Source organism: Paraburkholderia sp. J12 (assembly GCF_905220215.1).
In the GTDB taxonomy this organism is placed as follows: Bacteria; Pseudomonadota; Gammaproteobacteria; order Burkholderiales; family Burkholderiaceae; genus Paraburkholderia.
On the sequence record NZ_CAJMZC010000001.1, the window covers coordinates 646648 to 671071 of the forward strand.

Genomic DNA, 24424 nt, shown 5'->3' on the forward strand with positions numbered 1-24424 from the left:
CCGCAGGCTGGGCCGTTGAATCCTGCGGCCCAACGCATTGCCCCCGGCTAGCAGGTCCGGCAACGACTTATTCACCTGGACGTTATGGGGCGGATCTCGCAGATGCGCCGTCACCTGCGAGCAGAAGCTGGTCGACCAGTTCGAGCTTCAAGGGCTTGTCCGCGTCGAGCTTCTTCTGCTCGATCACAGACTTCCATCCACCGCCATTGTCAGGATTCCTGTAGAACGCGACGATCGCAACGTACTTCGTGTCGGCCTTCATCGGCTGAGACAGGCTGGCGGACGCACCCGGGTTCAGCACGGTCGCCATGCTGTCCTGCAGATCCTGCGCGAGCACCGTGCGATCGCTCTTCAGAAGATCGTCGTACGACGCCCCATCGAAAAGCTTGCGGTCCTTGAGCTGGTAGACGCGCACGGCGACCGAGGTCGCACGTCCGGCATCGTCGGGATTCAGCGCCGCGCGCGCAGACAGATCGACATTGAGCACCAAAACCCGCTTATAGAAAACGGCGTGGTAGGCACTGGACGAGGCGTCCGAGACGCTCTGCCAGGCGCCGCAGGCCGACAGCAGCAAGGCAGAGGCGACAGTAGTCATGGCCAGACGGATCGACATCAAAGGTTCCTTGGTAATGCGCGTTGCGCTCTCAGGTAAGGATTGGGCGGCGGTACAGGAAAGGCTTCGCGCACACCGAGTGCGATGGTGATCATGCGTTCCTCGTCGGCGGGCAGCACGGTCGTCCATCCGAGTCGCGGAGCAGGACCTTCGGGGGCGGTCCCGATCCTCGGAAGCGGTGCCAGGCGCGACGAAACCTCCATGCGAAGGTGGACGTCGGCCTTGACGCCGACGTACAACTGGACGAACGCCATCAGCTCGCGATGCAACTCCGCGCCAGGCAACAAGCCATGCGCATGCAGCGCATTGTCGGGACGCAGCGTGACCCGCACGGCCCGGCTGCGATAGGCGAGCCGCCGGCCCAGCACATAGCCGCCGCCCAACCCGCGCTGGGCGCCCTCGCCCGGCTGCGATGCTTCGGCGCGGGAACTCAGCGGCCGGGGCTGCCCGGCGCTGGCGACAACCGGAAAGAATTCGTCAACGCGCACATCGACGCCCGGCACGGCCAGCGCGATCACACCCGCCAGACCTTCCGGCGTCCGGGTCTTCAGGTTCAGCAGGCCCAACAGCGCGAGCATCCGGGAATCCGGCAGCCCCGCACGCTCAGGCTTCCTGCCCCAGCCAAACCCGACGAGGCACAACAGGTTGCGCGAATGAGCGTCGCTGCCGCCCGGGCGGAAGCTTTCCGGGTAGCGGTATTTCTTCCAGGCGCGGTAGAGCAACGTGACGAAGCGATGGTGGAAGCGGTCGAGAAAAGCTTCGACCACCTCGTGCCCTTCTTCGCGCAGGACGATGTCGTCGATCATGTGCGGTGGCATCGCTGCATCGACGCCGTACAGGCCCATGAACGTCGTGCGAACGGTCGGCAGCGCATGCGGCCTGTCGTCGTCCGACGCATCGCCTAAGTCGATGGTGGCGACGGCGGCAACTTCACCGGCCGGAAATCCGACGCGCGGCCACGATCCGAAACGCACAGGCTCATGCTCGGGCGTGTCGCGCGTGCCCAGTCCCGGACGCTCGGGCGCGCGCACTTCGAGCAACCGGCACAGCTGCATAAAGCTCATACGGGGCGCGCGGGCAAGCAGGGACGCGACGAGTGGCTCGATGTTGGGGAGATCGTGCAGTTTCATAGCGGCGCGCGTTGTGCCTTGCTGCGCGGCCAGACCGTGCGGGTCTGCGACGGCAGGCTCACGATCGAGAGCTTCGTGAACAGGTTGATTTCCGCGTACGCCGCAAAAAACCGGTGCAGCAGCTCGCCGAACAGCATCAGGTCGCCCTCGCCCGCGAACGCCTGCGAATCGAGCGTCACCTCAATGAGCACACCCCGCTCGACCGAGCCGCCCGATACCTCCTCGAGCAGTTCCTGCGACACCCAGAGAATGCCGGCCAGACGCCGCGCGTTCAGCTCGTCGCCAGTCCAGTCGTAGAGCGCGAGCGCGCCGCGCAGCACTTCCGCGTCCATCAACGAGAGGAAGTTCGGCGCAAGGTGCGACAGCACGCGCCACTGGAAGCGGTCGCCCGTTGGCGGATAAAGCGGCAGCGTGGGCGCCACGAGGTTGCGCACGCCAGCGACGTTCGGCGTGCTCGCCGCCAGTTCGCTGAGGCTCGCCTCGCGCAGCCCCTTGCGCGGCAGCATGCCGTTGGTGCCGGTCACGCGCAGCGAAAGGCTTTCTTCCGGCAACGTTTCCAGGGTCTCCCAGGCATGACCGCCCAGAATCACCCAGGTCTCGTGCAGCCCCGCCATGCCGGGACGCACGCGCGCATGGAAATAGCGCTCCGGCGCCTCGTGACGCAGCATGCCGCCGCGATGGCGAAACGTGGCAAACGGCACGTACTCGTAACGCCCGGCCGTGTCGTGATCGAAGGTCTCGATCGCGTCGACCGAATAGGTTTCGACATGCTCGCCCTGATGGCCTGCCGGCACGACGCGATACTCCGTTTCGTGATGGTTGATCTCGACAGGCTCCGCGTCGAGTTCGAACAGGTTGATCACCGGTGAGCAGAACAACCTCACATTCTCCCGGCTGAAATGCTGGTCCGACGGGTACGCGTTCTTCAGGACCAGCTCGAGCTCGAAACGGGTCGCTCCCGCAGGGAGCCTCGCGACGTCGAGTCCGCACAGGTCGACGAAGAGAAACTTCTCGCGAAACGAAAAATACTCGAGCAGAAGCTGATAGCCCGAGAATGCGGCATCGGCCTTAGGCCACAGCCGCTCTTCGGTCGAAAAGCCCGCGGGCTCGATCGTGATGCCGGCCAGCGGTACGGCCTCGCCGTCGCGCACCTCCGGAATGCGCCACAGGACCGAATCCACCTGGCGCGTAAGCGCCAGATGCATGGCAAACGCGACCGGCAGATCCGCATTCAGGTTCAGGCGCAGGCGCGACAGATCGGTTTCCTCGCGCCGCGCCGAATGATGCAGCGCGAACCCCAGACGAATCACCGAACGGCCGTCGTTGCGCACGGTCGGTCCCGCGTGCGTGATGGACAGCGGCTGGAGCTGGACGGCCTGCGTGGTGCGGTACAGGCACTGCACGGTTTTAGGCGTCGCGCCTTCGGCACCCGACGGCGACGGAACGCCGATCGGCGCCGAGCGGACCGGCACGCCCGCGGGCACCACCTCGGTTCGCTGGAGTTTCTCCCCAAGGGGGAGCAGTTCGGCGACCGAGAGCGAGGGAATCATGCGCAGATAGTGCGGCCACAGCAGGCTCACGAGCCCCTCGGTGAGCTCCGGCAGTTCGTCGTCGAGTTTCTGCTGGAGGCGCCCCGTGAGAAACGCAAAGCCCTCATGGAGTCGCTCGACATACGGATCGCGGTCACCCACGCGATCGAGATTGAGCAGGCGCGCGCGGTCGGGATGCGCCTTTGCGAACTCCTTGCCGGACTCGCGCAGATAGCGCATCTCGGCTTCGTAGTAGCGCAGGATCGGATCGTCTTTTTCCATTCGGGTCGGTTATGAGAGAGTCAAGGCACGTGCCGGATCGAGCACCGTCAGTTCCGCCTGCAGCTCGCCGATGCGGCGTGCCAGTGCCGGTTTGTCCGCGTCCTTGCGGTTGCTCATCGCTTTGAATGTGCGGACCAGCTGTTGCTTGACCTCGAAGATCAGTGCCGGCTCCCAGCGGGTAAGCGGCAGGGAACGTGCGGCCGTATCGAGTTCGGTGAGCAGTGCGAGTGCGGTGTCGGGACGGCCGGCATGGTCGGCGAGGCGCGCCATCACGAGCCGCTGCAGATAGCGATGGCGATCCGTCTTCATGCCGGGCAGCGCCTCCAGCCACGCGAAGGCAGGCTCGATACCGTCGCGGCCCGCCAGATCCCTCGCCTGTGCCTCGATCTCGGGCCAGTCGCCGGCGCTCCCGTCGTCGCTGTCAGCCGAAACCGGCAGCGGCGCCACGCTCTCCCCCGCCTCCAGATCGCGCACGACCGCGTGCCGGGCAATCCACTCGAGCGTCGCGTCGTCGGAGAACGGCGTGCCATCGCTGAACGCCAGACGTTCGATCCCGGGCAGCCGCTCGAGAAACAGCGCGAAATCCGCGCGCAGCAGCTCGCGCCAGGCGCCGTATGGCGCGCCGATGTGATCGAGTGCAACGTGCTGGAAGTGCTGCAGATCGAACCAGAGGTGATTGACACCCTCCATGAACGCACCCTCCACGTGCTCCAGCAGTTCATGCCACTGCTTCTGCAGCACGAGCCGTTTCATCTGCGCGCGCAACTCGGCACGCGGCGCCGCGAGCCGCGTATGCGACGCGGCGTCCGACGGAGGCACCTCGTGCAACGTGTCCCAGCGCACGGTCCGCACGAGTCGCACCGACGACAGATAGCCGTTCTCCTGATCGCGCAACCATGTGGCCATCGTACGGGCCTGATCGAGCAGATCGCGCGTCGAGGCGATCGACCCGGACGACCCGGACACCCCGCTCGCCGTGACCGGCAACGCGAACTCGCCGGAATCCGCTGCGCCGCCAACCGCTATGCCGCCCCGATGCTCGAACCTCGACACCAGCGGTTGCAGATTCGGACGCGCGGCTTCGGACCATCCACCGGTCAGCGTGATCAGGACATCGAGCGCTGCAAGCGCACGTTCGAGGTCCGCCGGCGCGAATTCGCCGCGGCTCTCGAGCAGCTCAAGCACGCGCGTGGTCGCCAGCATCTCGAGCGCGCCTTTCCTCGCTTCGACGCGCGCCGGCAGCACGGCCTCGCCGAACCGGTCGACAAGCGCAGCGGATAACTCCAGTCCGTCGGCGAAACCGGCTGGCCCATCCTGCCGAAGCCGGGCAAACGCGTAATAGCCCGCAAGACGCAGATCCTTGCCGGTCTCCTTGAGCAACTGCTCACACGAATGGACGATCAAGCCGTCGTCGATGCCGGAGAGCTTGCCCGCCTCGTCCTTGAGTTCGAAGAACGTGTCTTCGTAGCCGGGATCGCGGCCGACGCCTCCCTCGCCGGGAAGCGGCAGCAGCCACGATGCCCACGCATCAAGGCGCGCCCGTGCGAGTTCGCCTGCGTCTTCGCGTGCAGGAAAGAGATTTCTGAAGAGTTCTCCCAGCTTCATTCGACCTCCGGCACCGCACCGTTCGGCAAGGGCATGGCTGCGTGCTTTGCGGCAGCGACCGCGGCCGGCGGCAACGGCGGCGGACTGCTCGTGGAAAGCCTGGGGCGGGCCTTCGCACCGCCGGTCACGAAGATGCGCGTGGGCAGTATGAAATGCCGGAGCTGCAGCACATCGAGCGGTCCCGCATCGGCGTCACTACGCAGCTGGACCTTGAGCGCAAGACCCTGGCTCGTATCGGGCGCCCACGTCAGCAGATAACGCGCGTTGTCCTGCTGCGAGACCTTCGCGCGCTCCAGCAGCCGGATGAGCCCGAAACGTCCTTGCGCATCGAGCGCAGAGCGCAAACCACCCTGCCCGGTCTGCCATTCGATGTGCGACAGGTTCTCCAGCGACTGTCCTGGCCACTCGAACGGCACCCAGTCCTCCTTCTGGTTGAAATAGTCGAACTCGCGGCCGGACAGCACGATCTTCATGCCGGTCACGCCCGGCGTTGCAACGCCCCGCAGATCGAACCGGACATGCGCGTCGCCCGCCGGGAAGAGCACCGTAGAAACACGCGAGAGCCGGTTCAGTCCGTCGAGAAAACCCGGGTCGAGCGTGAGCGATCCATGGTCGGCGCCTTGCGCGGCGACCCACCGATCTCCCTGCCGCTCGACGACGCCGGCCAGCTGCGTCGCGACGAACTGGGCAATCACGCCGTTATCCGGCCGCATGAAGCGCGCCATTTCGGGTAACGAAGCATCGTTGTCCGAATCGGCAAACGGATAACGTCCGCCGAAAGTACGGTTCCAGTCGGCGAGAATCGATGTGCGCCAGATGTCGTTCAGGCTCGACGCCGCCGGCTGCACCACGGCCTGCCAGGTCTGATCGAGCGGCGCCTGCAACAGCTGGCCCAAACCCGCCCATTGCTCCCCGAGGCTCGCGGCCACCCGGCTCGCGTAGTCGCGGCTGTCCGCGATATCCGATGTCTTGCCCTGCAGCACCGACTGCGCCGCCACACGCGACATCGCATCCGTGTCGGCGCTGTTCACCATCTGCTCGACCTTCAGGCGCATCGCGGTCACGCGTTCGAGATAACGGGCAAGACTCAGGTCGCCGGTACTCGCGAGTTGCGCAGCGGCGTTCCCCGTTTTGCCGGGTGCGGCTGAAATCAGGTCGCTGCCGGTCAGCCTCAGGATCGGGCCGAACGCCGACGCAAGCGGTGCGAACTGGGACTGCGACTGTTTCGTCGGGTCTTTCTCGTCGGTGCCCACGAGTTGCTGCGCCTTGCTGATGAGCGTGTCCGAGAGCGACTGCATACTTGCGCCGGTGCCTGCCTGGTACACGATTGCGTTCATCAGCGCGACGAGCGGCGAGCGTTGCGGGTCTGCCAGCAGGTTGAGCTGGTCGGCGGTGGCCGACAGCGTCGGTGCGGGCTGCCAGCGCAGGCTGTTGAGGAAGAGCCCCCACGCACGCGCATAGTCATCGAAGTAACGTCGGCGCAGTTCGGTCTTCAGCGTCGACGGCGCCTGGCTTGTGGTTTTCGCGTCGGACAGCACCCAGTCGCCCGTGACTTCGCCCTGCTCGCTGGCATCGTCGATTGCTTTCGAAATGCGCTCTTCCCACGCTGCACGCGTGAAGACACCCGGGATGGTCTGAGTCGTGTTGAACAGGCCCTGCCCTGTCGTGTCGCCGAGCAGCGTGGCCAGCGTGACGGGCGGATATTTCGGCTTCGCGTCGTCGAGGATCTGCTGGTAGACCGCATCGGTCGAATTCTGGAGCCCTCGCACGCTGATAACGGTCTGGCGGGTGGAGGCGACCAGGGCACCGTCCGGTACGATCGCAAGCGACGAGCCGCTTGCTGGGGTTCGACGTCCGAGGTGGTCGGCAAAAAAAGCGATCGTGTGTTGGCGCTGGTCCTCCCATGTGCCAGACGAAAGCGGTGAATTGAGTGGGCGCGCGGGAACTGCGGTCGCAACCAGTTGCGGCGTGAGGAAGGATGCGACGACGCGCTGCGGCTGCGCGAGCATCAGGTAAGCCTTGAGCGTATCGTACGCAGCCTGTGCCTGCGCCGTGCCACCGCTTGCAATCTCTTCGTCGGACATCGAGGCAAGTTGGCGCAGGCGGTCCTCAAGCTTCCGGCGGATCGGGCCGACAAGGATGCCGCTCGCGGCGTTCGCATAGCCTGGCCAGATTGCGTCGAGCAGAGCGCCGTCGCGGTTCAGGCCGAAACGGGTGATCCAGGGGGCGCTGTCACGCTGGCGTGTCTCGAGGGTGTCGATCTGTTTGTCGAGATTGTCGAGTGTCTGCATCGCGTGCGGATAATCCTGCGTGCCCGCGAGCTTCGCGAGCGTATCCCGAGCCGTACTGATCGTCGCCCGGTTCGTAAAACCCGACACCATCGTACCGATGATCCAGAGGCTAATCGCTGCTGTAGCAACCCATGCCGCCGTCGTCGAAAGCGAAAAGCCGACGCGGCGACCGTAGACCGTACGACTGTGATCCGCAATCGTTTGCCAAACGGTATGACGTTGGAGGGCTCCGGAATCGGCTTCCGTTTGATCATTTGCCCGGGCCTCGCCCTTTTGCATAATACCAGGCGGTGAAAGCTCACGCTCCTTGAAAAGCGGGGCGAACAGAAGTCCGTGCACTGCGTGGCGCCAGTAACGCGAATTCGCGGTCTGCACTACGATCCCCGTCAATGCGCTGGCCAGCCTCTCGATGTGCTGTGACAGCTCGGCCGGATAACGGTCGGTTTTGTTGTGTGCGATGCGCACAACCCCTGCATTGGCGAGGTCGCAGGCAAGCTGGTTCAACGACCTGCCGATTTCGCCGGCGTTCGTGCGAACGTTTGACCAGGTGAAACCGATGGCCTCATCCGGGCCATCAAGTTCGGTGCCAAAATCCGTCACGTTCAGCAGATACGTCGGTGCGGCCCACCGCAGGGCGCGAGCATGACGTGCAAGACGCTGGGCGAGCTCGTCGGCGTCAAATGGCGAATTGCCTGAACTACGATTGCGCGTTACCGCGACGATTGCATCGACCGGACGGCGACGGCGCAGGCGGCGGATCTGCTCGAGCCACTGCGTGTCGAGCTTATTGCCGGCTTGCCTTGCATAGAGCAATACCGCGTTGCCGGTCATCGCGTAGCCTTTTTCGGTGAGGCCTGGTGCGAGACGTTTGACGAGCGGCTCATCGCCGGCGAGGAGCACCCAGCGTTCACGGTATTGCCAAAACATACCGTGACGTTCACGAAGCATTTGCTGCAAGTTGCCCACTGGGTCAACCTGGCCGGACTCGTCATCCGTTTGCGTCCCTTGCAAGGTTGATCGCGCACTATGGTTAGCGTCGTATTGTGCAAGCCATCGTGCACCGCGCAGGGACGCGATTTGCAGCAGGACAAGCTCAAAGAACTTGGTGAAAATGAGCAGTATCAGCAGGACGATGACAAGCCCAAGTTCAGTGATGATCCTGGCGGACAACGATAGCCCGTATCCGGGCCCTTCAACCCATAACGCGACACTCGCCCCGATAAAAAGAATCGCAAACGCGAGACCAATATAGAGTGATGCAGCGGAGTCGCTATTATTTTCGTTATTGGTCATGCCTTCGTTCTGCATACAAGGGTAGTGAAGCCGTCGCCTTCACCTGCGATGACTAGTTGCTCTTTTCCGCTTCTGTGGGCGCACTCCGCAGCGAATGCGAGCGCGAGCCATGAGCCCGCGCCCGAGCAATTCCCAACCGAGTGTTCAAGTGCAAAAATCCGCAATCGATCAGTAGCCTCGCGCTGTGATCGAAGCGCTTCCATCTGCTCATCCGCCACGCCGTGTGACCACGCAGGACTGGCTCGAGCGAGTGTTGTTCGTCCCCAACGGGCCGCGAGATCGAGTCCCAAACTCACATTGTCGAACGAACCCTGCGCCGGCCGGTGCAATCTCACCGTCGACTGGACCGCCCCCTCCGCAAACTGCATAGGGCTCACAAGTAACGCCACACCAGCCTCGGCAAGACCGTCCGAAATGAGTTCACTGATCGCATTGCGAAGCTGCACTGCGATAAATAGACAGACGCCCCTCCTTTGCCGATTATCCACCCACGCATCCGTGACAAAAAGCCCGGGTACGGCGTCACTGGTTGAGATTTCCAGCTTCAAGAAAGGAACCGTCTTTGTCAGTTGTTCACGCAGCAACGCCTCTAATACATCGATCTTCAGCCTTGTCTGTCCGTGCATCTGTACTTTCAGACGTGTGCCTGTCCGCAAAGCCTTGAGCTGAGGTTCAAGCTTGCCGATAAGTTCGTTGAGAACCCAGCCGAGCACCGTCCGATGTCGCGCCGATTCCGCCAAGGCGTTACCAGGGAAAAATGGCAATGCCTGCAATTCGATCCAGCGCGCACGCACGGCTTTATCGGGAGAATGTGCGCTGTTTCTGGCAGCTAGCTTCAACGTATTTCCCAGCACACCCTCGACCGCATTGTCCTCGGCAATCGAAGAGAAGCACCATGCCTGACCCAGAATGGCGAGAGGCACACTAGCCATTCTGTGGCACGCCGCCTCAGCCTCGTCGCTAACACGGTTTGTCGCAAGCGCCTGACTCCTGCGCGCATGGCCATAAAGCAGCCGTAAAACCAAGAAGAACGCCCAGCCCAACACCGGATACCCGGCAACACACGCTACAAATCCGAGCGCGCTTACAGGAGTGCCCTTTGGCCAAAGCAAGATCGACAGTGCAAAACTCGCCGCGAGTATGACCGCTAGCAGGAGGCCCCAGATCAATATCGCTGGTTTTGGTGCCGGTGGCACCGTCACGCGAGGCGGGACACGGTTGAAATCGATGGGCATCAGCCACCAACTCGCGCGCCATTACTCGACGAAATCAGCGTTGCGCCACAACGGGTATGATCGCCATCACGCGAAAGCATGGTGGAACCGTCCTTCATTCGCTTGCTTCCTTCAACGATTTCATTATCTCCATGCAAAGGGCAGGAGACCCGGTCGCCCACGCGCGCGACGCGTCGGCCCTTCACCCTGATCCGACCAGATCCAGGCAGTACCTTTCCACCGTGACTGGTGGCATCTCCTTCGCACACGAGCTTCTTCACTTGCCGACCTCTCTCAGAAAAAATGGGTGCATTAAAGGAACAGCGCGCAACTACTGATCTATCTTCTTTGCTTGCACACCGGCATCAAGCTCATTACACATTAACCACATATCGAGTGGTTTTGTGCCGCCGGCGTGGTTAATTTGACACCATCCCGCTGTAACTTTGTCAACAGTCGCTCGATCTCCTTTGATTAGATACTTCCGCGTCTTCTCTTTAACATTAGGCCCATCGAACAGATAGCTCTTACCTTTCACTCTGACCTGGATGGATTCGTCCGCCCTCATCAGCAGCGCGAAAGGCGAATTTATGGCTCGTTGAACATCTTCTCTTGACTGATACGGAAATTTATAAATCACTCTCATCCCATCTGATATCCAGCTGTAATCGGCTCCAAACCAATCGGAACTACGATCATCGCGATGCAGAGTACCCCCTGCAGAATCAAAGACAGAAACTGAGTAGAATATGCCAGACGAATTTTTTTCCACGAGTGATTCTCGAACCTCCATCGAATGAATCACGAAAATTTTCTCTCGATGATCGACACCAACGTCGGCTGAAAATGCATCAATAATTTTTCCGGGCGTGTCATCATAAAGAAGACCTCGTCCTTCTACTTTCACGGGCGCATTACCACCCGAAATATAATATAAAAAAATCACATCGACGCCGATCAACACCCTATTTTTATAATCCACCACTGGTTTCTGAACAAAGCAGACCGTTCCGTTTCTTATGCTTAATGGCGAAAAGCTTTGTTGGCCACCAATATTAGAACATGTATTCTGCGCCAATGCAGAACTGCATATGGCGACAACTCCCATAAAAGGCCAATACTTAATCATCAATACCTCAATACGAATTCTTGATTAAATATGGGATAAATTTCCATGAAATCAACTCCAATCCAGGAGACATTTAATCAGGAAATTTATCGATTATGCGCCATCTTAGTCTCCTCGCACTTTAGCTCTCATCGGCACTTTCGAATCCAGTCCACGATTTCTCATCTCAACAATATACTGGGCATATGCTTTTTTAGCCTCCCTCTTGTAGCCATTTTCCCAATATGCGTCCGCCAGATTTAATTTGGCAACAACTCGGGTCGGATATTCTTCGGTAATTTTTAACAAAACCGGGAGTGCGTCGAACGCGCGACCTGCTTCCGAAAGATAAAATACGAGATCGTTGATATCCGAAACATTCTCAATGGTAATGTAATGTGCTAAATCCCTTGCGTCGAAGGGTGAAATCGAATCGAGAAATTTTCCGAGTGTCTCTTTCCGTAGTCGCGCAATTTTGAATCTCTCGAGCTCAGCCGTGACATCCCTGGATACTTCGTCCGGTGGTTCGTACGTATAAGGCCCACTTTCGCCGAGAAGCGGACAATTTACAACTCTTGCAATTTGCTCGGAAGGCAATATTTTCCCAGCCGGCAAATCGGGCCGCTCGCCGGTTATTTCTCTGACAAGACACCAATTTCCTTTTGACTTATTCCACTGATAAACATTTTGGAAAATTTGCCCTCCTACGCTCGAGCAGCTCCCATCGATAACGATTTGCGGAAGATGCGGGACAACGTACAATGACATGGAACTGCATTCGTCGAAGTTAGCAATTGAATAGCTAAAGTCTTTATTTAGAGATGGTGAGTGGTAATTTACCACCAATCCGTCATCGGTCTGATGATATAAAAATCGGCCAGGAATTTCATTACCCTCAAATGTCCCGACGATGGACAATTCAGTCTCGGCCGCAATAAGTTGAGAACAAAGCAGCAGTATGAATGCAAATAACCCTGCCAATTGAAAGCCACGAAGATGGCGATTCCTGGATATCATGTTCCGGAACCTAATGCAGTTAACCGAGTTTGAGCATACGTTCGAACCTTTGTATGTTGGCCAATGCGATACCATCCCTCATCAAGAGGCTGACCATGGGCATCAACTGGCCGTCCCGCAGCATCATCCAGTTCAATATACCTACCATATCCTTTGCTAGCTTCTACATTGCTTTTGTACACGATACCTTCCTTCTGCAAAAGAGGGTCGTTCCAAAGCCCCCATGCAAATGAAGCCCTTTTTTCATTATAGCCTGCACTCTCTTCAAATTTATAAATTCCATTTCTATTCAGCTTTAAACATTCCGCCACCCCCATAGCCTCTACCGCCCTATTTAAATAATTCAATCTTCTTGAATAACCATTAAATCCACCATTTATTATTCTTGTAATAAAAATGAAATCATCATTTTTACTCGCAGCCAAAAGATCATGCAAAATCGTAAAATACCAGGCCGCCGATAGTACTGCATCAGGAGATCTCTCCAGCTTCTCCATCGCACCCGGGCCGGAAGTGACATCGACTCCGGAGTATGTTTGATAGGCAGAATAATTTTCTTCGTGCGTAATCTGAATAAGGCCTCGGCCGCGCCACGGATCGTAAGGCAAATGTTCACCTTGCTCCCTTGTAAAAACAAATTCACCGCTCTCAGTTATTATCTGCGCTAAAAAATGTGCCCTCGAAATGCAAGAATCAAATTTGTAATCCACAAACGCTTTGTTTACACCATCAATATAGCGCCTTATTGTTGCAACTGGCGCAACAGTCGCAATCCTGCTGACAGTCTCTGCGGAAATTTCTTTGTTTGCACACGCGCAATTGTCGGTAAGAAAATTTGCCACCAACCCAATAGGATGTAGATGGTAAACATCGGATCCCGGAAATCCTTGAACGCCTGCAACCACATCCGTCCACCAGACGAGCTTTTCGATACGCTCCCGTTCTTTCTCGTACTGGGTCTGTGATTCTGACTTTTGTATGAGTGCAGCAATCAGTTCCTCCCACTTATCCGGGTTTGCCCACTCACTCTCGTGTTTGACGATAAGGCGGGACATGGCCTGCATCACCCACGGGTATTGTCCGGAGTCCGGCTTCGACATCGTGCATAAGTCGTCTGCGGCGTGGCTGCCGCCCCCCTTTGAGAAAAGCGCGCCGTGAACCTTGGTCATGAGTTCACTGAGTTTCGAGCGATCACCGGTTCCAGCAGTGTCGCTGCTGCTCTGATAAGCCACCCACTCGTCGGTCGTGGAAAATATGCTGTGGGCCTTGTCGGATTCGCCATCGAAGGGCTGAAAGTCTATCCAGCTCTGTGCAAATTCACGGGTAACCGCGCCTCCCGGAAAATTGCACTCTCGTACCCAACCTCCAATTGCGTTTCGTAGATTATCTGCACTAGCGACCTGCCACCAGTTGACCTTCCGCTGTTCGCTTGGGTCCACCTGTTCTTCGATGAACTGTTTACCTTGCTGCTTTGCCAGTTCGGCAAGCGAATAGATCTGCACCACGTCAGTCACCGGCGCATCCCCTTCTTCACCTTGTGGGTGGCCGCTCTTCGGGTGGTCACGGTAAAGCTTGGTTTGCGGAGGCACGCGCAGGATCGTCGGTCTGACCGGGAGTCCAAGCTTCGCCCACGCCGTTGGGTCGGCGCAGTGTTGATTCACCCACCTGCGGCTTTGCTCCATGAACGGGACAATGCTGTCGTCGCTAAAGACTTCAATGTGCACCAGCCTTGTTCCCGCTGGCCCATCTTTGAGTGAATCGAAGCGGCCAAGGTGTCCGATCAGTTCACCAGCCTTGATTGGGAACCCGGTGTCACCAGCGGGCGCTCCCTCTGGCGCAGGCGGACAGACAACCCGGTCTAGCACGGAATCTGGAATGACCACTTTCACGAGCGGACCAGCGTCCCCATTCCCTAGCGATACCCACCCACCGATCAACGCGAACGTTGCGACGCTCCCACCCACCGTGGTCGCGTAGGGATCGGGGCCCTCGAGCTTCATAACTTGTCCCCATCCCTTCTCTACCTTGCCCACCGTAATGCATGTACCTTGCGCCAGGATCCCTAACGGCTGGCCGTGGGGGTGACTCTTTCGAACGCGTAGACCGTGCTGAGGGTTGGCCCCGCCGGTCTGCTTGTCTTGGGCGTACTCAGTGACTTGATATTGCCTGGACCAGTAGGCGGGCTTGTCGCGATTCGGGAAGTTCGCGTCATAGTCCGCCACGGCCATCAGGTGCACATACAGGCTATAAAACGTTAGCTTGTTGTCCTTCGGGAATTCCATCGCGTGCTGCACCAACGCGAACCCCGTGCTGTAGGGAATGGAGACGGTCGGATGGTTATCTGCCGCAGGCATCTCGCTTGTCGGATAGTCGCGGTTCACCCGGTAGGCGATCACCCGACCGTCCGCGATGCAACGAATGCCGGCTTCGAGGTCAAGCGACTGCCCCGCACCAGCCTCCGTAACGTGAATTCCACCATGCCACATTCCCTTCGGACTGACGATGTAGAACCCTGCGGGCTCCTTCTCCGCAAGCATTTGATAGATGGCGTGCTCGTCGGTAAACGACACGCCCTTTCCCCCCGCGGCCTGCGCTTTCTGGAGAAACGGAAACGCAAAGGTCAATTGGGCGACATGCGTGTTGGCCGGTGCCGGAGTTTGCGGCGGAGTCGGGGTTGGTTGTTGCGTCATGATTCCCTTTACTCAGAAAAACCAAAATTCAACAAGTCCTTCACATCCTTCACGGGTACTGAGGTCCATGATGGGAAATTAAAGTTGCCGCCATCAGCATCGTTGACTGTCAGGTCGCCCTTGATCTCGATTTCACCGGCCGGACTTCCCAAGGTAATCTTCCCTCCAGCGAGCTTGATGTATGCGCCAGCCCCATCACCGATCGTGACGCCCTTGCTACCGGTAATGATCGCCTGTCCGCCCGACGAACTCACATTCAAGTCCTGCACGGACAAAAGCTCCATTCCGTCGCCTTGGGACTGAATCTGGATCTTCCCCTTTGCGCTGAATATGCGGATCCCGAGTTTCGCGGAGAAAATCGAGATCGCTTCACCGGCCGCGACGGCGATGCGCTTCATGACTCCAATATCCAAGCCCTCACCTGCAGTGGCGAACAGCTGCCGGCGTGCGGAAATCTGGAGATGTGCGCCGCTGGCAAGACCAAGACCATCTGGTGCGGTCGCAACAACAACGGACTTCTGGATTCGCGATATATTCTGCTGAACTAAGGTATGCTGCATTTCAACCTCCGCGAGGATGGCCTTCGCAGCATTTGCGCTTTCATTGAGCGATCTCAAAATATCTTCGGATTGCTTGAAAGTCGCCTCAGCGTCCTGCATTGCAAGCTGCTGACCCGCCGCTGCCGGCTGAGCTTCCGCAGATACGAGTACACCCCTCGCCCCCCGAACGGCAACGCGTTCATCTGTGCGCAGCTCCGCTCCCAGCCCCCGTTCCTTGCGATCCCCGTCGACCATATGCCCCAGATTGAGCTCACTAGTCTGGAAAGGCGTTGTGAGATGAATATGCTCAACCCCCTCCTTGTCCTCAATCCGCAACTCATTCTGCGCAGCAGTCCGAATGATATTCCGCGTATTGTTGAGGTTGTTGACCAGGTCCGGGTGCAGGCTGTCATGCATCGCGCCGATCATGATCGGGCGATTCGGATCCCCTGCGGTGAACTGGAGCGCCACTTCCGCCGAATCAATCAGCGGGAAGTGATGACCATAGTTATCACCGCTGTACGGCTTGGCAAACCGCACCGGCCGGCTCGTCCCGCCCGGACTCCACTCGTCGAGATCGAACGGCAGCTTGATGACATACCAGCCTTCTTCGGTCAGGTAGGCATATTTGTAATTCCCGGGCGACGTAATCCGCGCCGGCAGGATTCCGGCAATAGCGGGCCGCTCGATTGTGTCCATCGAGGTCCGCCACACCCGGTCGGAAGGAATACCCTCGAACGTCACCCGGTATGACTGATTGCGCGCACCATACGAGCGCACCGATGTGATGAAAATCCCGTACTTCGCATCGACCTGTACCGGGTCGACCTGCATGACCTCGCCGGCCTCCAGCCAGAACGGATTGCCGGTGCCGATAAAGCTGATCTGGCCGGCCAGATGCGCCTCATGCCGCAGCCGCGCGATATTGCTGCCCTCTTCCGGCGTTTCGTAATGCTCGCCCCAGTGGTAGTCGACCGCGTTGGTGGTCGTGTCGCCCTTTGCCGCGTTCTCCTCGACGAGCAGCGATACGTCGGCCTGCCTGTGGTTGTAGTCATGCAATCTCACTGACCCAGCCACACGTCTAGTGCGCCGCCGCAGCGTCCTGATCGAGTCGGCGCCCACACTCTCGAGCCCGGAGTCCCGACGATACGGCACAGTGCGCGGCTTGCGCGCGTACGCATCCAGGTCGTCGCCGAAAACGACCACCGCGTAGTCCTTCTTCTGCTCCCAGCGGAACCAGATGCCCTCTTCCGCGCAAATACGCTGGATGAACGCGAACGTGGTTTCGTGGTACTGGGTGATGTACTCGTGGCGCTTGTATTTGCCCCGCAGCGTGAAGACAAAGTCGACCCCGGCCCGGTAGCCGTAGTGGCGCAACGTCGCAGTAACGATCTCTTCAACGGATTGCTTCTGGAACAGCCGGCTCGTCACGCCCCGGTTCAGATCGGCCAGCTTCGGCTCCAGGATCACCCGGTAACGGGTTTCATCGGCGGACGTCCCGCACTCGTCGAACTTCGTGACAATGCCGTGGATGGTGTGTGCAAGCGGCTTTTTGCTGAACTGCTCCGCGTTTTCGCCAAACATCCTGCGCAGATTGGCCATGTTCGGGTCGATCGGGTCGACGACGAACCTCGCAGGGCACCCGAGCACCTGGTCCATCGAAATCCCTGCCATGGGGCTTGTGAATTCGATCTCGTACCGGTACAACTGGCTGATCCTGTCCACACCGACAAATTTCAGGATCGAGAACGGCGCCGGGTGCGGCGCCAGCTTCAATTCATAAGCCTGCAGTGGCATGACCATCGACATCGAAAAAACTCCTCAAAACGCAAAAACAACGACATCGCCGGGGCACCGACTGGTGCCCCGGTTGGGTCATGCACGAAACGTCAGATCCGCCGGGATCAGCTCTTGGCTTTCGGCATCTGCGACACCAGCGACAGCCCGATGTCCATGCCCTCGACCTGGAAGTGCGGAATGATGAAGAGCTTGATGCGGAAGAAGCCCGGGTTGTCCTCGATGTCCTCGACCGTCACCTTTGCGTCGCGCAGCGGGTGCGAGGCCTGCAGCTCGTCGCCCGGATCCTTCATCTCGGTCACGAGACCCTTGATCCAGTTATTGAGCTCGAGCTCGAGCAGACGCCGGTCCTTGGTCGTGCCGATGTTCTCGCGCTGGATCAGCTTCAGGTAATGCGCAATGCGCGAGAGCAGGAAGATGTACGGCAGGCGCGCATTGATGCGGCTGTTCGCCGTGGCTTCCTTCGTCTCGTACAGCGCGGGCTTCTGCGTCGAGTTGGCCGAGAAGAAGCACGCGAAATCGTGGTTCTTGTAGAACGAGAGCGGAATGAAGCCCAGGTTCGCGAACTCGAACTCGCGCGTTTCCGGGATCAACACTTCGGTCGGGATCTTCGGCTGAATGCCGGTGCCCAGATCGTAGAGGTGGAGCGGCAGGTCCTCGATCTTGCCCCCCGCCTGCGGTCCACGGATCTGCACGCACCAGCCGTTGTTCACGAAGCTGCGCGTCATGTTCGCGGCAAACGCGAACGAGGCATTGACCCACAGGTAACGGTTGTGGTCCGGGCCCTTCACTGCTTCTTCATAATTGAAGGCGCGCACCGGGACCGTATCCTTGCCGTAGGGCAGGCGGCCCAGCACGCGCGGCATCGTGAGGCCGACGTAGCGCGCGTCGTCCGTATCGCGAAAGCTCTTCCACTTGATGTACTCGGCGCGATCGAAGTAGTTGCCGATGTCCTGGATGGCCGCCACTTCTTCCATCGACTTCTTGCCGAAGAATGCTGCGCCCACCGAGCCGATGAACGGCATGTGAGCGGCTGCCGCCACCTTCGAGATGTTGCGCAGCAGCGCGATGTCCATCGGCGAGTTTGAGAATTCGAAGTCGCTGATCATGGCGCTGATCGGCTGGCCACCCGGCGTGTCGTATTCCTCGATGTACGTGAGGCGATACAGGCCGCTCTGGATGAGTTCCGGCGTGTCTTCGAAGTCGCGCTGCAGCGCCTCCTTCGACACGTCCAGCACTTCGATGCGCGCGTTGCGGCGGAAGTCCGTGCGCGAGACGAGCATCTTGAGGCCGCGCCAGCGGCCTTCGAGCGCCTGGAACTCCGGCGTGTGCATCACCGCGTCGAGCTGGCGGCCGATCTGGCGATCCAGCTGGCCAATATGGAAGTCGAGCAGCGATTTGTCGAGACGGTCGACCGGCTGGCTCGACTGCGAGACGAGCTCGAGAAATGCGCCCATGCCGCGTGCAATGCGCTCGTCGGCCGACGCTTCGGAAAGCATGTCGCTGTCGCGAAACGCCTCGAGCGGTCGCGCCTGCGCAACAGGCTTCAGGTTGATCTTGTCGCACAGCGAGGCATAAACGCTCTCGGGGGCGTCGAGCACGACGGTCTGCGTCGCACCCTGTGGGGATTCGTTCTCTTTCATGTCAATTCCGGTTCGAAGCGCAACCTGGTTGCGGAAGGCACTGAAGGCCGTTTTGGGCCGTCGCCGCTCAGGCATGCCCTTCAGGCTGCGTTGCCGCCGTCGCGACCTGCGCCAGTTCGCTGCGCAGTTTGTCGGACAGGCGTTTGTCCTTCAAAATCTTCTCGAACTCGCGGCGGAACATCCCGTTGTCGAGCAGGTTGGATTTCAGGTCCCGCAGCAGGTTTCGCATCGCGAGCAGCGCCTGAAGCTCCGGAATCTGGCGCGCGACCCGCTCCGGCTCGAAGTCCTTCATCGAACGAAACGACAGGTTCACCGACAGTTCCGTGCCGTCGCCCGCCAGCGTATTCTCCGCGGCGATCTTCAGGTCCGGCGCATAGTCGGCCAGCACGGCATCGAAGTTGTTCTTGTCGATATTGACTTTCTTGCGCTCGGCCAGCGGCGCCTGCTCACGGCCCGCGCTGAAGTCGCCGGCAACGAGCAGTTTGAGCGGCAGCTCCACCTTCTTCTGCGCCCCGCCCGTATGCAGATCCAGTGTGATGGAAACGCGACTTTTCGGAATTTCGCGCTGGAAACTATCCATAGTAATCCTCAGAAAATGAGGTTCAATAACCCCGCAGAACTGGCCCGCTGCGATGGGGTGCCCCGGACCGCGTCACCTGTCAATGACGCACACGAACGATGCGCACAACCGCGACCGGAAAATCAGACTGACGTCACCCAACATCACCCAACTGCGTGCTCTCCAATCATGCGACCTGTTTGCCACGCATTATTAAAACGGATTATTTTCATGTCGTCAAAGATTATTCCTCACTGCACGACGACAGATAAATGTGAACCAATGTTAATACTCGAATAATTCAAATAAATTCGCATTGCTTCAGCCAGACCTCACCCACCTCTTGCGCTAACAAAAAGCGGCGACAGCACACCAGAACGACCACGCAGAGCATCTTTCAGGATATCGCATTTAACATTTATCAATAATTTATCCATTTTTTTCATTCTCGTCTTTCTGCAATACTCAAAACGCATATTCAAAAAATATCAATTTTTGTGACATTTAACCTGATTGCACAGAAAATCCATTTATCTGGGGTATACATCCACCAGATAGCACGCTTAAAATCCGGCGACCTGAAACGCAAGCGCTATAGAGACCTAATCGATGCGAATCGACAAACCGCTCTGGCAGGATGGCCTCATCCTCACGCCACAGCATTTCCAGCAGCAGGACCGATGGACCGGTTTCGCCCTGCAGCAGCTCGCAGGTGCGTCGATCGCGGAACCGTGGGGAATGCTGGGCGTCGCGGTTGACGAAGAGGCACTCGCAACCGGACGAATCAGGCTCGAACAGTTGAAGGGACGTTTTCCCGACGGCACGCCTTTCGATACGACGGTGGCCGATGCACTGCCGCCCGCCCGGGATCTGGGCGAGGTGAGCGCCGGGCGCCAGAGCGTCGTCGTGCTCGCCGCGCTCGCGCTGCCCGATGCGAACGGCAGTAACTGCCGCCTTGACGAGACCTCGATCGCACGTCCGCGGCGTTCCTACCGGGAATTTGCGAAGGTCACCGACCTGAACGGCACGAACGCGGTCGAAATTGCGGCGGAGCGTCACGCGATCCGGCTGCTCTTCGATTTCGAGCCGCACGCCGACGACACGGTCTGCGCGATCGCGCGGCTCACGCGCGCAACCAATGGGCAGTTTCAGGTCGATCGCCGGTTCGTGCCGCCGTGCCTCACGCTCGCCGCTCACCCGCTCCATATCGAGCGGATCAACCGCCTCGCCGACATCCTGCAGGCGAAGAGTCTGGCGCTTGGCGCGCGTCGCAGCGAGCGCATCGAGAAGGTCGCCGAGTACGGTGTCGCCGATGTCCAGCTCTTCTGGCTGCTGCACTGCATTCACTCGGCGTGGCCACAACTGCGGCTTTACGCCTCGCATCCGGGCCGTCCGCCCGAGCACCTGTACACCACGCTTGCGCAACTCGCCAGTGCACTGATGACGTTCTCCACCGGCGCCCAGCTTCCCGATATCCCGGGCTACGACCATGCGCGGGCCGATGAGGTCTTTGCGAAGCTCGAAGCGACGATCCGCGAGTTGCTGGATGCGATCATTCCTTCGCGGGTAGTGTCGATCGGTCTCACGCGCAAGGGTCCGACGACCTGGACGGGTCAATTCCTCGACGAACGCATCGTCGAAAGCGCTGCGGACTGGTATCTCTCGGTCAATGCGCCGATGCCGGCATTCGAACTCGTCGACCAGTTCCCGCGGCTGTGCAAGATCGGCGCGCCCGACGACGTCGAGTACATCGTTAATTCTGCACTGCCAGGTATTCCGCTCAAGGCCGTGCAACGGGTGCCCGCCGCCATTCCGGTGCGGCTGGACAACCAGTACTTCGCGCTCGAGTCCACGAGCACCGCGCACGCGAAGATGCTCGCTGCGCGAGCCTGCCAGATCTACCTGCCGGCGTCGCTGCCGGACGCTACGCTCGAACTTTACGCGGTGCTGCGATCATGACAATCATGACTACCGGCCGCAACGAGCCGCACTTGATGGAAGCATCAGCGGGTGTCGAGCGACCCGGCGACGCCGGCATGCGCGACCTGCTGCGCGACACGGCATTGCTGGTCACCTCGCTGGCGCCTGGCGGAACGGTCAAAGACGCAGCGGCGTTTCGCGACCGGTGCCGGCAGCTCATCGGAAACTTGTCGGAAGCGCTCGCGCGCCGGGGTTATTCCGCCGACATCCGGCAGGAAGCGATGATCGCCCAGTGCGGGCTGTTCGACGAAACGGCGCTGCGCCAACTCGGTGAGGAAGCCCGTTCGGGATGGGGGCTGACGCCGTTGCAGGTGGAACAGTTCGGGCTGCACGATGCGGGCGAGCGCGTCATCAACTGCATCGAGGCGCGGCTGTCCGAGCCGTCGCCCAACGCCGATCTGCTCGAATACTATTCGGCAATCCTGGGCATCGGTTTCACGGGCCGCTTCGCGCGCGATGGGGACGCAAAGCGTTCCGAACTGGTGGCTTCGCTCAATGCCCGTCTGCAAAAGCTTCGCCCCGCTGTCGGACACCCGTTCGTCGCAGATCGCCCAGGACACCGACTCTCCGACTGGTTTTACCGGCTTTCGCCGTGGGCCATCGCGGGGCTCGCCTGCCTCGCAGCCCTGGCCGTGTGGGGGGTGTGGAGCGTGACCCTCGACGCGCAGCTTGCACAACTCACGTCCGCGAAGGTCAGCCGGCCGTGAAATCCGATCTGCCGAATCTGACCAAACCACTGGCCAAACCGCTAGCCAACCCGCCGACCACGGCGCAGACCGCAGCGTCACCCACGGCGCCGGACTCCGGCCGATTGTCGGAACCCGGGCGGGGCTATCCGTTTCGTCTGATGGTCGTGCTCGCGGGTACGCTGGCCCTCGCAGTGATCTGGCTCGTGGCGCAGCCGGGACCGGCTCTGGGCTGGATGCTCACGGGTGTAATCGTGATCGCAGCCCTCCTGCTCGTCTACGTTCGCACCCGCATGCTCCGGCATGCGCGAGACCAGGGTGCTCACGTACTGGCCGCACTCGGCGGAGCCACCGCCGACATTCCCTTCAGATTGCGCACGCGCATGCCACTCGTGCTGGTCACCGGCGACGATCTGGCCGCGCTCTTTAACCGGCACGACGGCGAATGCGTGGCGCACGTCGGGGACGGCGCGATCTGGCTGCGGGTCGACCGCCCGCAGGATCTGCCTCGCCTGGCGATTGCCGTCAGGCAGTGGCGCGACGGCCGCGCCCCGGACGGGGTCCTGCTATCGGTCGTGCCGGCCCGCTACACGGACGCCGACGACCTCACGCAGTCGCTGCGCGTCATGCGTCAGGCCGTCGCGGACGCCGCGCGCATGCTCGGCTCGCGCCCCCTGCCGGGGTACGTCGCGGTCTACCAGAACCTGACGTCAGCACCGGCCACTCTCGCGACGCCACAGTGGTACGGCGTTTCATCGGCCACGCGCATGACCGGCGCGCAGCGCTTGGAGGCCGTGATCGGCGCGGCCGAAAGCGAGGTCCAGCAGACGACCCATGGCCGCGAGGCGGCCGCGCGCGCCGCCGCCCTTGCGTCGATCATTGGCTGGACCCAGCGGGTCGTGATCCACACTCTCACAGACCGGCGGCAGCCCGCCGCGCCGTGGGCCCTGTTTGGCGCCGGCTGGATCGACTGCGGACCCGCCAGTAGCCCGGACAATCCGTGGACGCGCGACGTGGAAATGCAGACCCGCGTCCTGCGCGCCGCGTCCCCTGCAACACCTGCGCCGTGGCCCCTGCCCCAACCGCTGATCGCAGCCATGCCGCAACGCCGCTGGATGACGCCGCGGCTGGCCGCCCTCGCTCATACGCTCGCGTTGCTGGCCTGCGCGGCGGCGTTCGCGTCCTTCTTCGCGGCCCGCAACAACCAGGCGCTGCTCACGCGTATCGGGGCGGACCTCGGCCGCTATTCGATGATCCCGGCCGCACACGACACGGCACGACGTGACGCCCTGCAGGCGCTGGTGACGGACCGGGATGAACTTGACGGCTACGGGCGGATCGGTGTTCCGCTGCCTCTCTCGTTCGGCATGTACCGGGGCGTGCAGGCGACCCCCGCACTCGACGACGCGATCGCTTCCTATGTGCCGCCGCCCCCGCTACCCGCGGTCGTGACGCTCGACAGCATGTCGCTCTTCGACAGCGGCAAGGCGCAACTCAAGCCCGGGTCCACGCGCGCGATGGTCGGCGCGCTGGAAATGATCAAGGCGCATCCGGACAAGCGCATTCTCGTGGCCGGCTACACCGACAACGAGGGCCGCCCGCCAGGCAACCTGGCGCTGTCGACCGCGCGGGCGCAAGCCGTGCGCGACTGGCTGATCGAGGCCTCCGGCATGGCAGCGACGCAGTTTGCGATCCAGGGCTACGGCGATACGCGCCCCATCGCGAGCAACGATACGCCGTCCGGTCGTGCGCGGAACCGGCGCGTGGAAATCACGCTCGTGCCCGACACGGGAGACGGGGCCGCGGCTTCGACGGCCACACCGCGCAATCCGTAACCGACTTTTTGGCCCCCGAAGCAGCGCTTCGGGATTTCGAGGCTCGGGGGCTGGCTCCGGGCAACTGTCGCGGTAAGAAGAAGGGAGTGAAGTAATGGCAATTCCGTCATACATGTGGCTCAAGGACGATGGTGGCGCCGACATCAAGGGTTCGGTCACCGTCCAGGGCCGCGAAGGCAGCGTCGAGATCGTCGCGTTCGATCATGGCGTGCATATCCCGACCGACGGCAACACGGGCAAGCTCACGGGCACCCGCGTGCACAAGTCGATCACGCTGACCAAGGAAACCGATTCGTCGACGCCGTACCTGTACAAGGCCGTGACGAGCGGCCAGACGCTGAAGTCGGCCGAGATCAAGTGGTACAAGATCGACGACGCCGGCAAGGAAAAGGAATACTTCAACACGAAGCTCGACAACGTCAAGATCGTCGCGGTGCGCCCGATGATGCTCGACATCAAGAACCCCGACTACGAGAAGCACAACCATCTCGAAGAAGTCGAGATCCGCTACGAGACGATCACCTGGTCGTACAAGGACGGCAACATCATCCACAAGGACACCTGGAACGAACGTTCCTGATCGACCGTTGGTCTGGCGGCCGGTCCGCGTTAC

At 60.4% G+C, this 24424-nt stretch carries 17 protein-coding genes; 4 read left to right on the forward strand and 13 right to left on the reverse strand.

Translation table 11 applies throughout. From position 1 onward, the window contains the following. Positions 1–82: 82 nt before the first annotated feature. The 13 genes from tssJ to tssB form a co-directional block, all read right to left on the reverse strand. Complete coding sequence (gene tssJ / locus U5760_RS03115) at positions 83–613, reverse strand: type VI secretion system lipoprotein TssJ (RefSeq protein ID WP_322009520.1); 531 nt, start codon at positions 611–613, stop codon at positions 83–85. Continuing rightward, entirely contained in the window at positions 613–1743 is a 1131-nt protein-coding gene (gene tssG / locus U5760_RS03120; RefSeq protein ID WP_322009522.1) for a type VI secretion system baseplate subunit TssG, read from the reverse strand. The genes tssJ and tssG overlap by 1 nt, the downstream gene beginning before the upstream one ends. Beyond that, positions 1740–3554, reverse strand: a complete 1815-nt coding sequence (gene tssF / locus U5760_RS03125) for a type VI secretion system baseplate subunit TssF (RefSeq protein WP_322009523.1) — start codon at positions 3552–3554, stop codon at positions 1740–1742. The genes tssG and tssF overlap by 4 nt, the downstream gene beginning before the upstream one ends. 9 nt (positions 3555–3563) lie before the next feature. Beyond that, entirely contained in the window at positions 3564–5159 is a 1596-nt protein-coding gene (gene tssA / locus U5760_RS03130) for a type VI secretion system protein TssA (protein ID WP_322009525.1), read from the reverse strand. Then, positions 5156–8743: an ImcF-related family protein gene (locus U5760_RS03135; protein ID WP_322009527.1), complete on the reverse strand. Its 3588-nt coding sequence runs from the start codon at positions 8741–8743 to the stop codon at positions 5156–5158. Before U5760_RS03135 ends, tssA begins: the two co-directional genes overlap by 4 nt. Then, on the reverse strand, positions 8740–9978 hold the full coding sequence (locus tag U5760_RS03140) for a hypothetical protein (protein WP_322009528.1): 1239 nt from the start codon (positions 9976–9978) through the stop codon (positions 8740–8742). The genes U5760_RS03135 and U5760_RS03140 overlap by 4 nt, the downstream gene beginning before the upstream one ends. After that, positions 9978–10238 (reverse strand): PAAR domain-containing protein, encoded by a 261-nt coding sequence (locus U5760_RS03145; RefSeq protein ID WP_322009529.1) that lies wholly within the window; start codon positions 10236–10238, stop codon positions 9978–9980. Before U5760_RS03145 ends, U5760_RS03140 begins: the two co-directional genes overlap by 1 nt. 50 nt (positions 10239–10288) lie before the next feature. After that, positions 10289–11086 (reverse strand): hypothetical protein, encoded by a 798-nt coding sequence (locus U5760_RS03150; protein WP_322009530.1) that lies wholly within the window; start codon positions 11084–11086, stop codon positions 10289–10291. 105 nt (positions 11087–11191) lie between these two features. Continuing rightward, positions 11192–12082: a tetratricopeptide repeat protein gene (locus U5760_RS03155; protein WP_322009531.1), complete on the reverse strand. Its 891-nt coding sequence runs from the start codon at positions 12080–12082 to the stop codon at positions 11192–11194. Further along, positions 12079–14772: a chitinase gene (locus tag U5760_RS03160; RefSeq protein ID WP_322009532.1), complete on the reverse strand. Its 2694-nt coding sequence runs from the start codon at positions 14770–14772 to the stop codon at positions 12079–12081. The genes U5760_RS03155 and U5760_RS03160 overlap by 4 nt, the downstream gene beginning before the upstream one ends. An 8-nt stretch (positions 14773–14780) precedes the next feature. Further along, a complete protein-coding gene (locus U5760_RS03165; protein ID WP_322009533.1) occupies positions 14781–17120 on the reverse strand; it encodes a type VI secretion system tip protein VgrG in 2340 nt (779 codons plus the stop codon). A 95-nt stretch (positions 17121–17215) separates the two neighbouring features. Continuing rightward, complete coding sequence (gene tssC, locus U5760_RS03170) at positions 17216–18751, reverse strand: type VI secretion system contractile sheath large subunit (protein ID WP_322009534.1); 1536 nt, start codon at positions 18749–18751, stop codon at positions 17216–17218. Between the two features lie 67 nt (positions 18752–18818). Further along, positions 18819–19331 (reverse strand): type VI secretion system contractile sheath small subunit, encoded by a 513-nt coding sequence (tssB, locus tag U5760_RS03175; protein ID WP_322009535.1) that lies wholly within the window; start codon positions 19329–19331, stop codon positions 18819–18821. Positions 19332–19919: 588 nt separating this feature from the next. Between tssB and tssK the strand changes: the two genes are divergently transcribed. The 4 genes from tssK to U5760_RS03195 all read left to right on the forward strand — a co-directional run bounded on the left by tssK (position 19920) and on the right by U5760_RS03195 (position 24391). Beyond that, positions 19920–21269: a type VI secretion system baseplate subunit TssK gene (gene tssK, locus U5760_RS03180; RefSeq protein WP_322009536.1), complete on the forward strand. Its 1350-nt coding sequence runs from the start codon at positions 19920–19922 to the stop codon at positions 21267–21269. 5 nt (positions 21270–21274) lie between these two features. Then, the gene (locus U5760_RS03185) at positions 21275–21997 is read left to right on the forward strand and encodes a DotU family type IV/VI secretion system protein (protein WP_415914026.1); all 723 of its coding nucleotides are present in this window, start codon (positions 21275–21277) and stop codon (positions 21995–21997) included. 140 nt (positions 21998–22137) lie between these two features. Next, on the forward strand, positions 22138–23811 hold the full coding sequence (locus U5760_RS03190; protein WP_322010014.1) for an OmpA family protein: 1674 nt from the start codon (positions 22138–22140) through the stop codon (positions 23809–23811). Between the two features lie 94 nt (positions 23812–23905). Further along, the gene (locus tag U5760_RS03195; protein ID WP_322009537.1) at positions 23906–24391 is read left to right on the forward strand and encodes an Hcp family type VI secretion system effector; all 486 of its coding nucleotides are present in this window, start codon (positions 23906–23908) and stop codon (positions 24389–24391) included. Positions 24392–24424 lie beyond the last annotated feature (33 nt).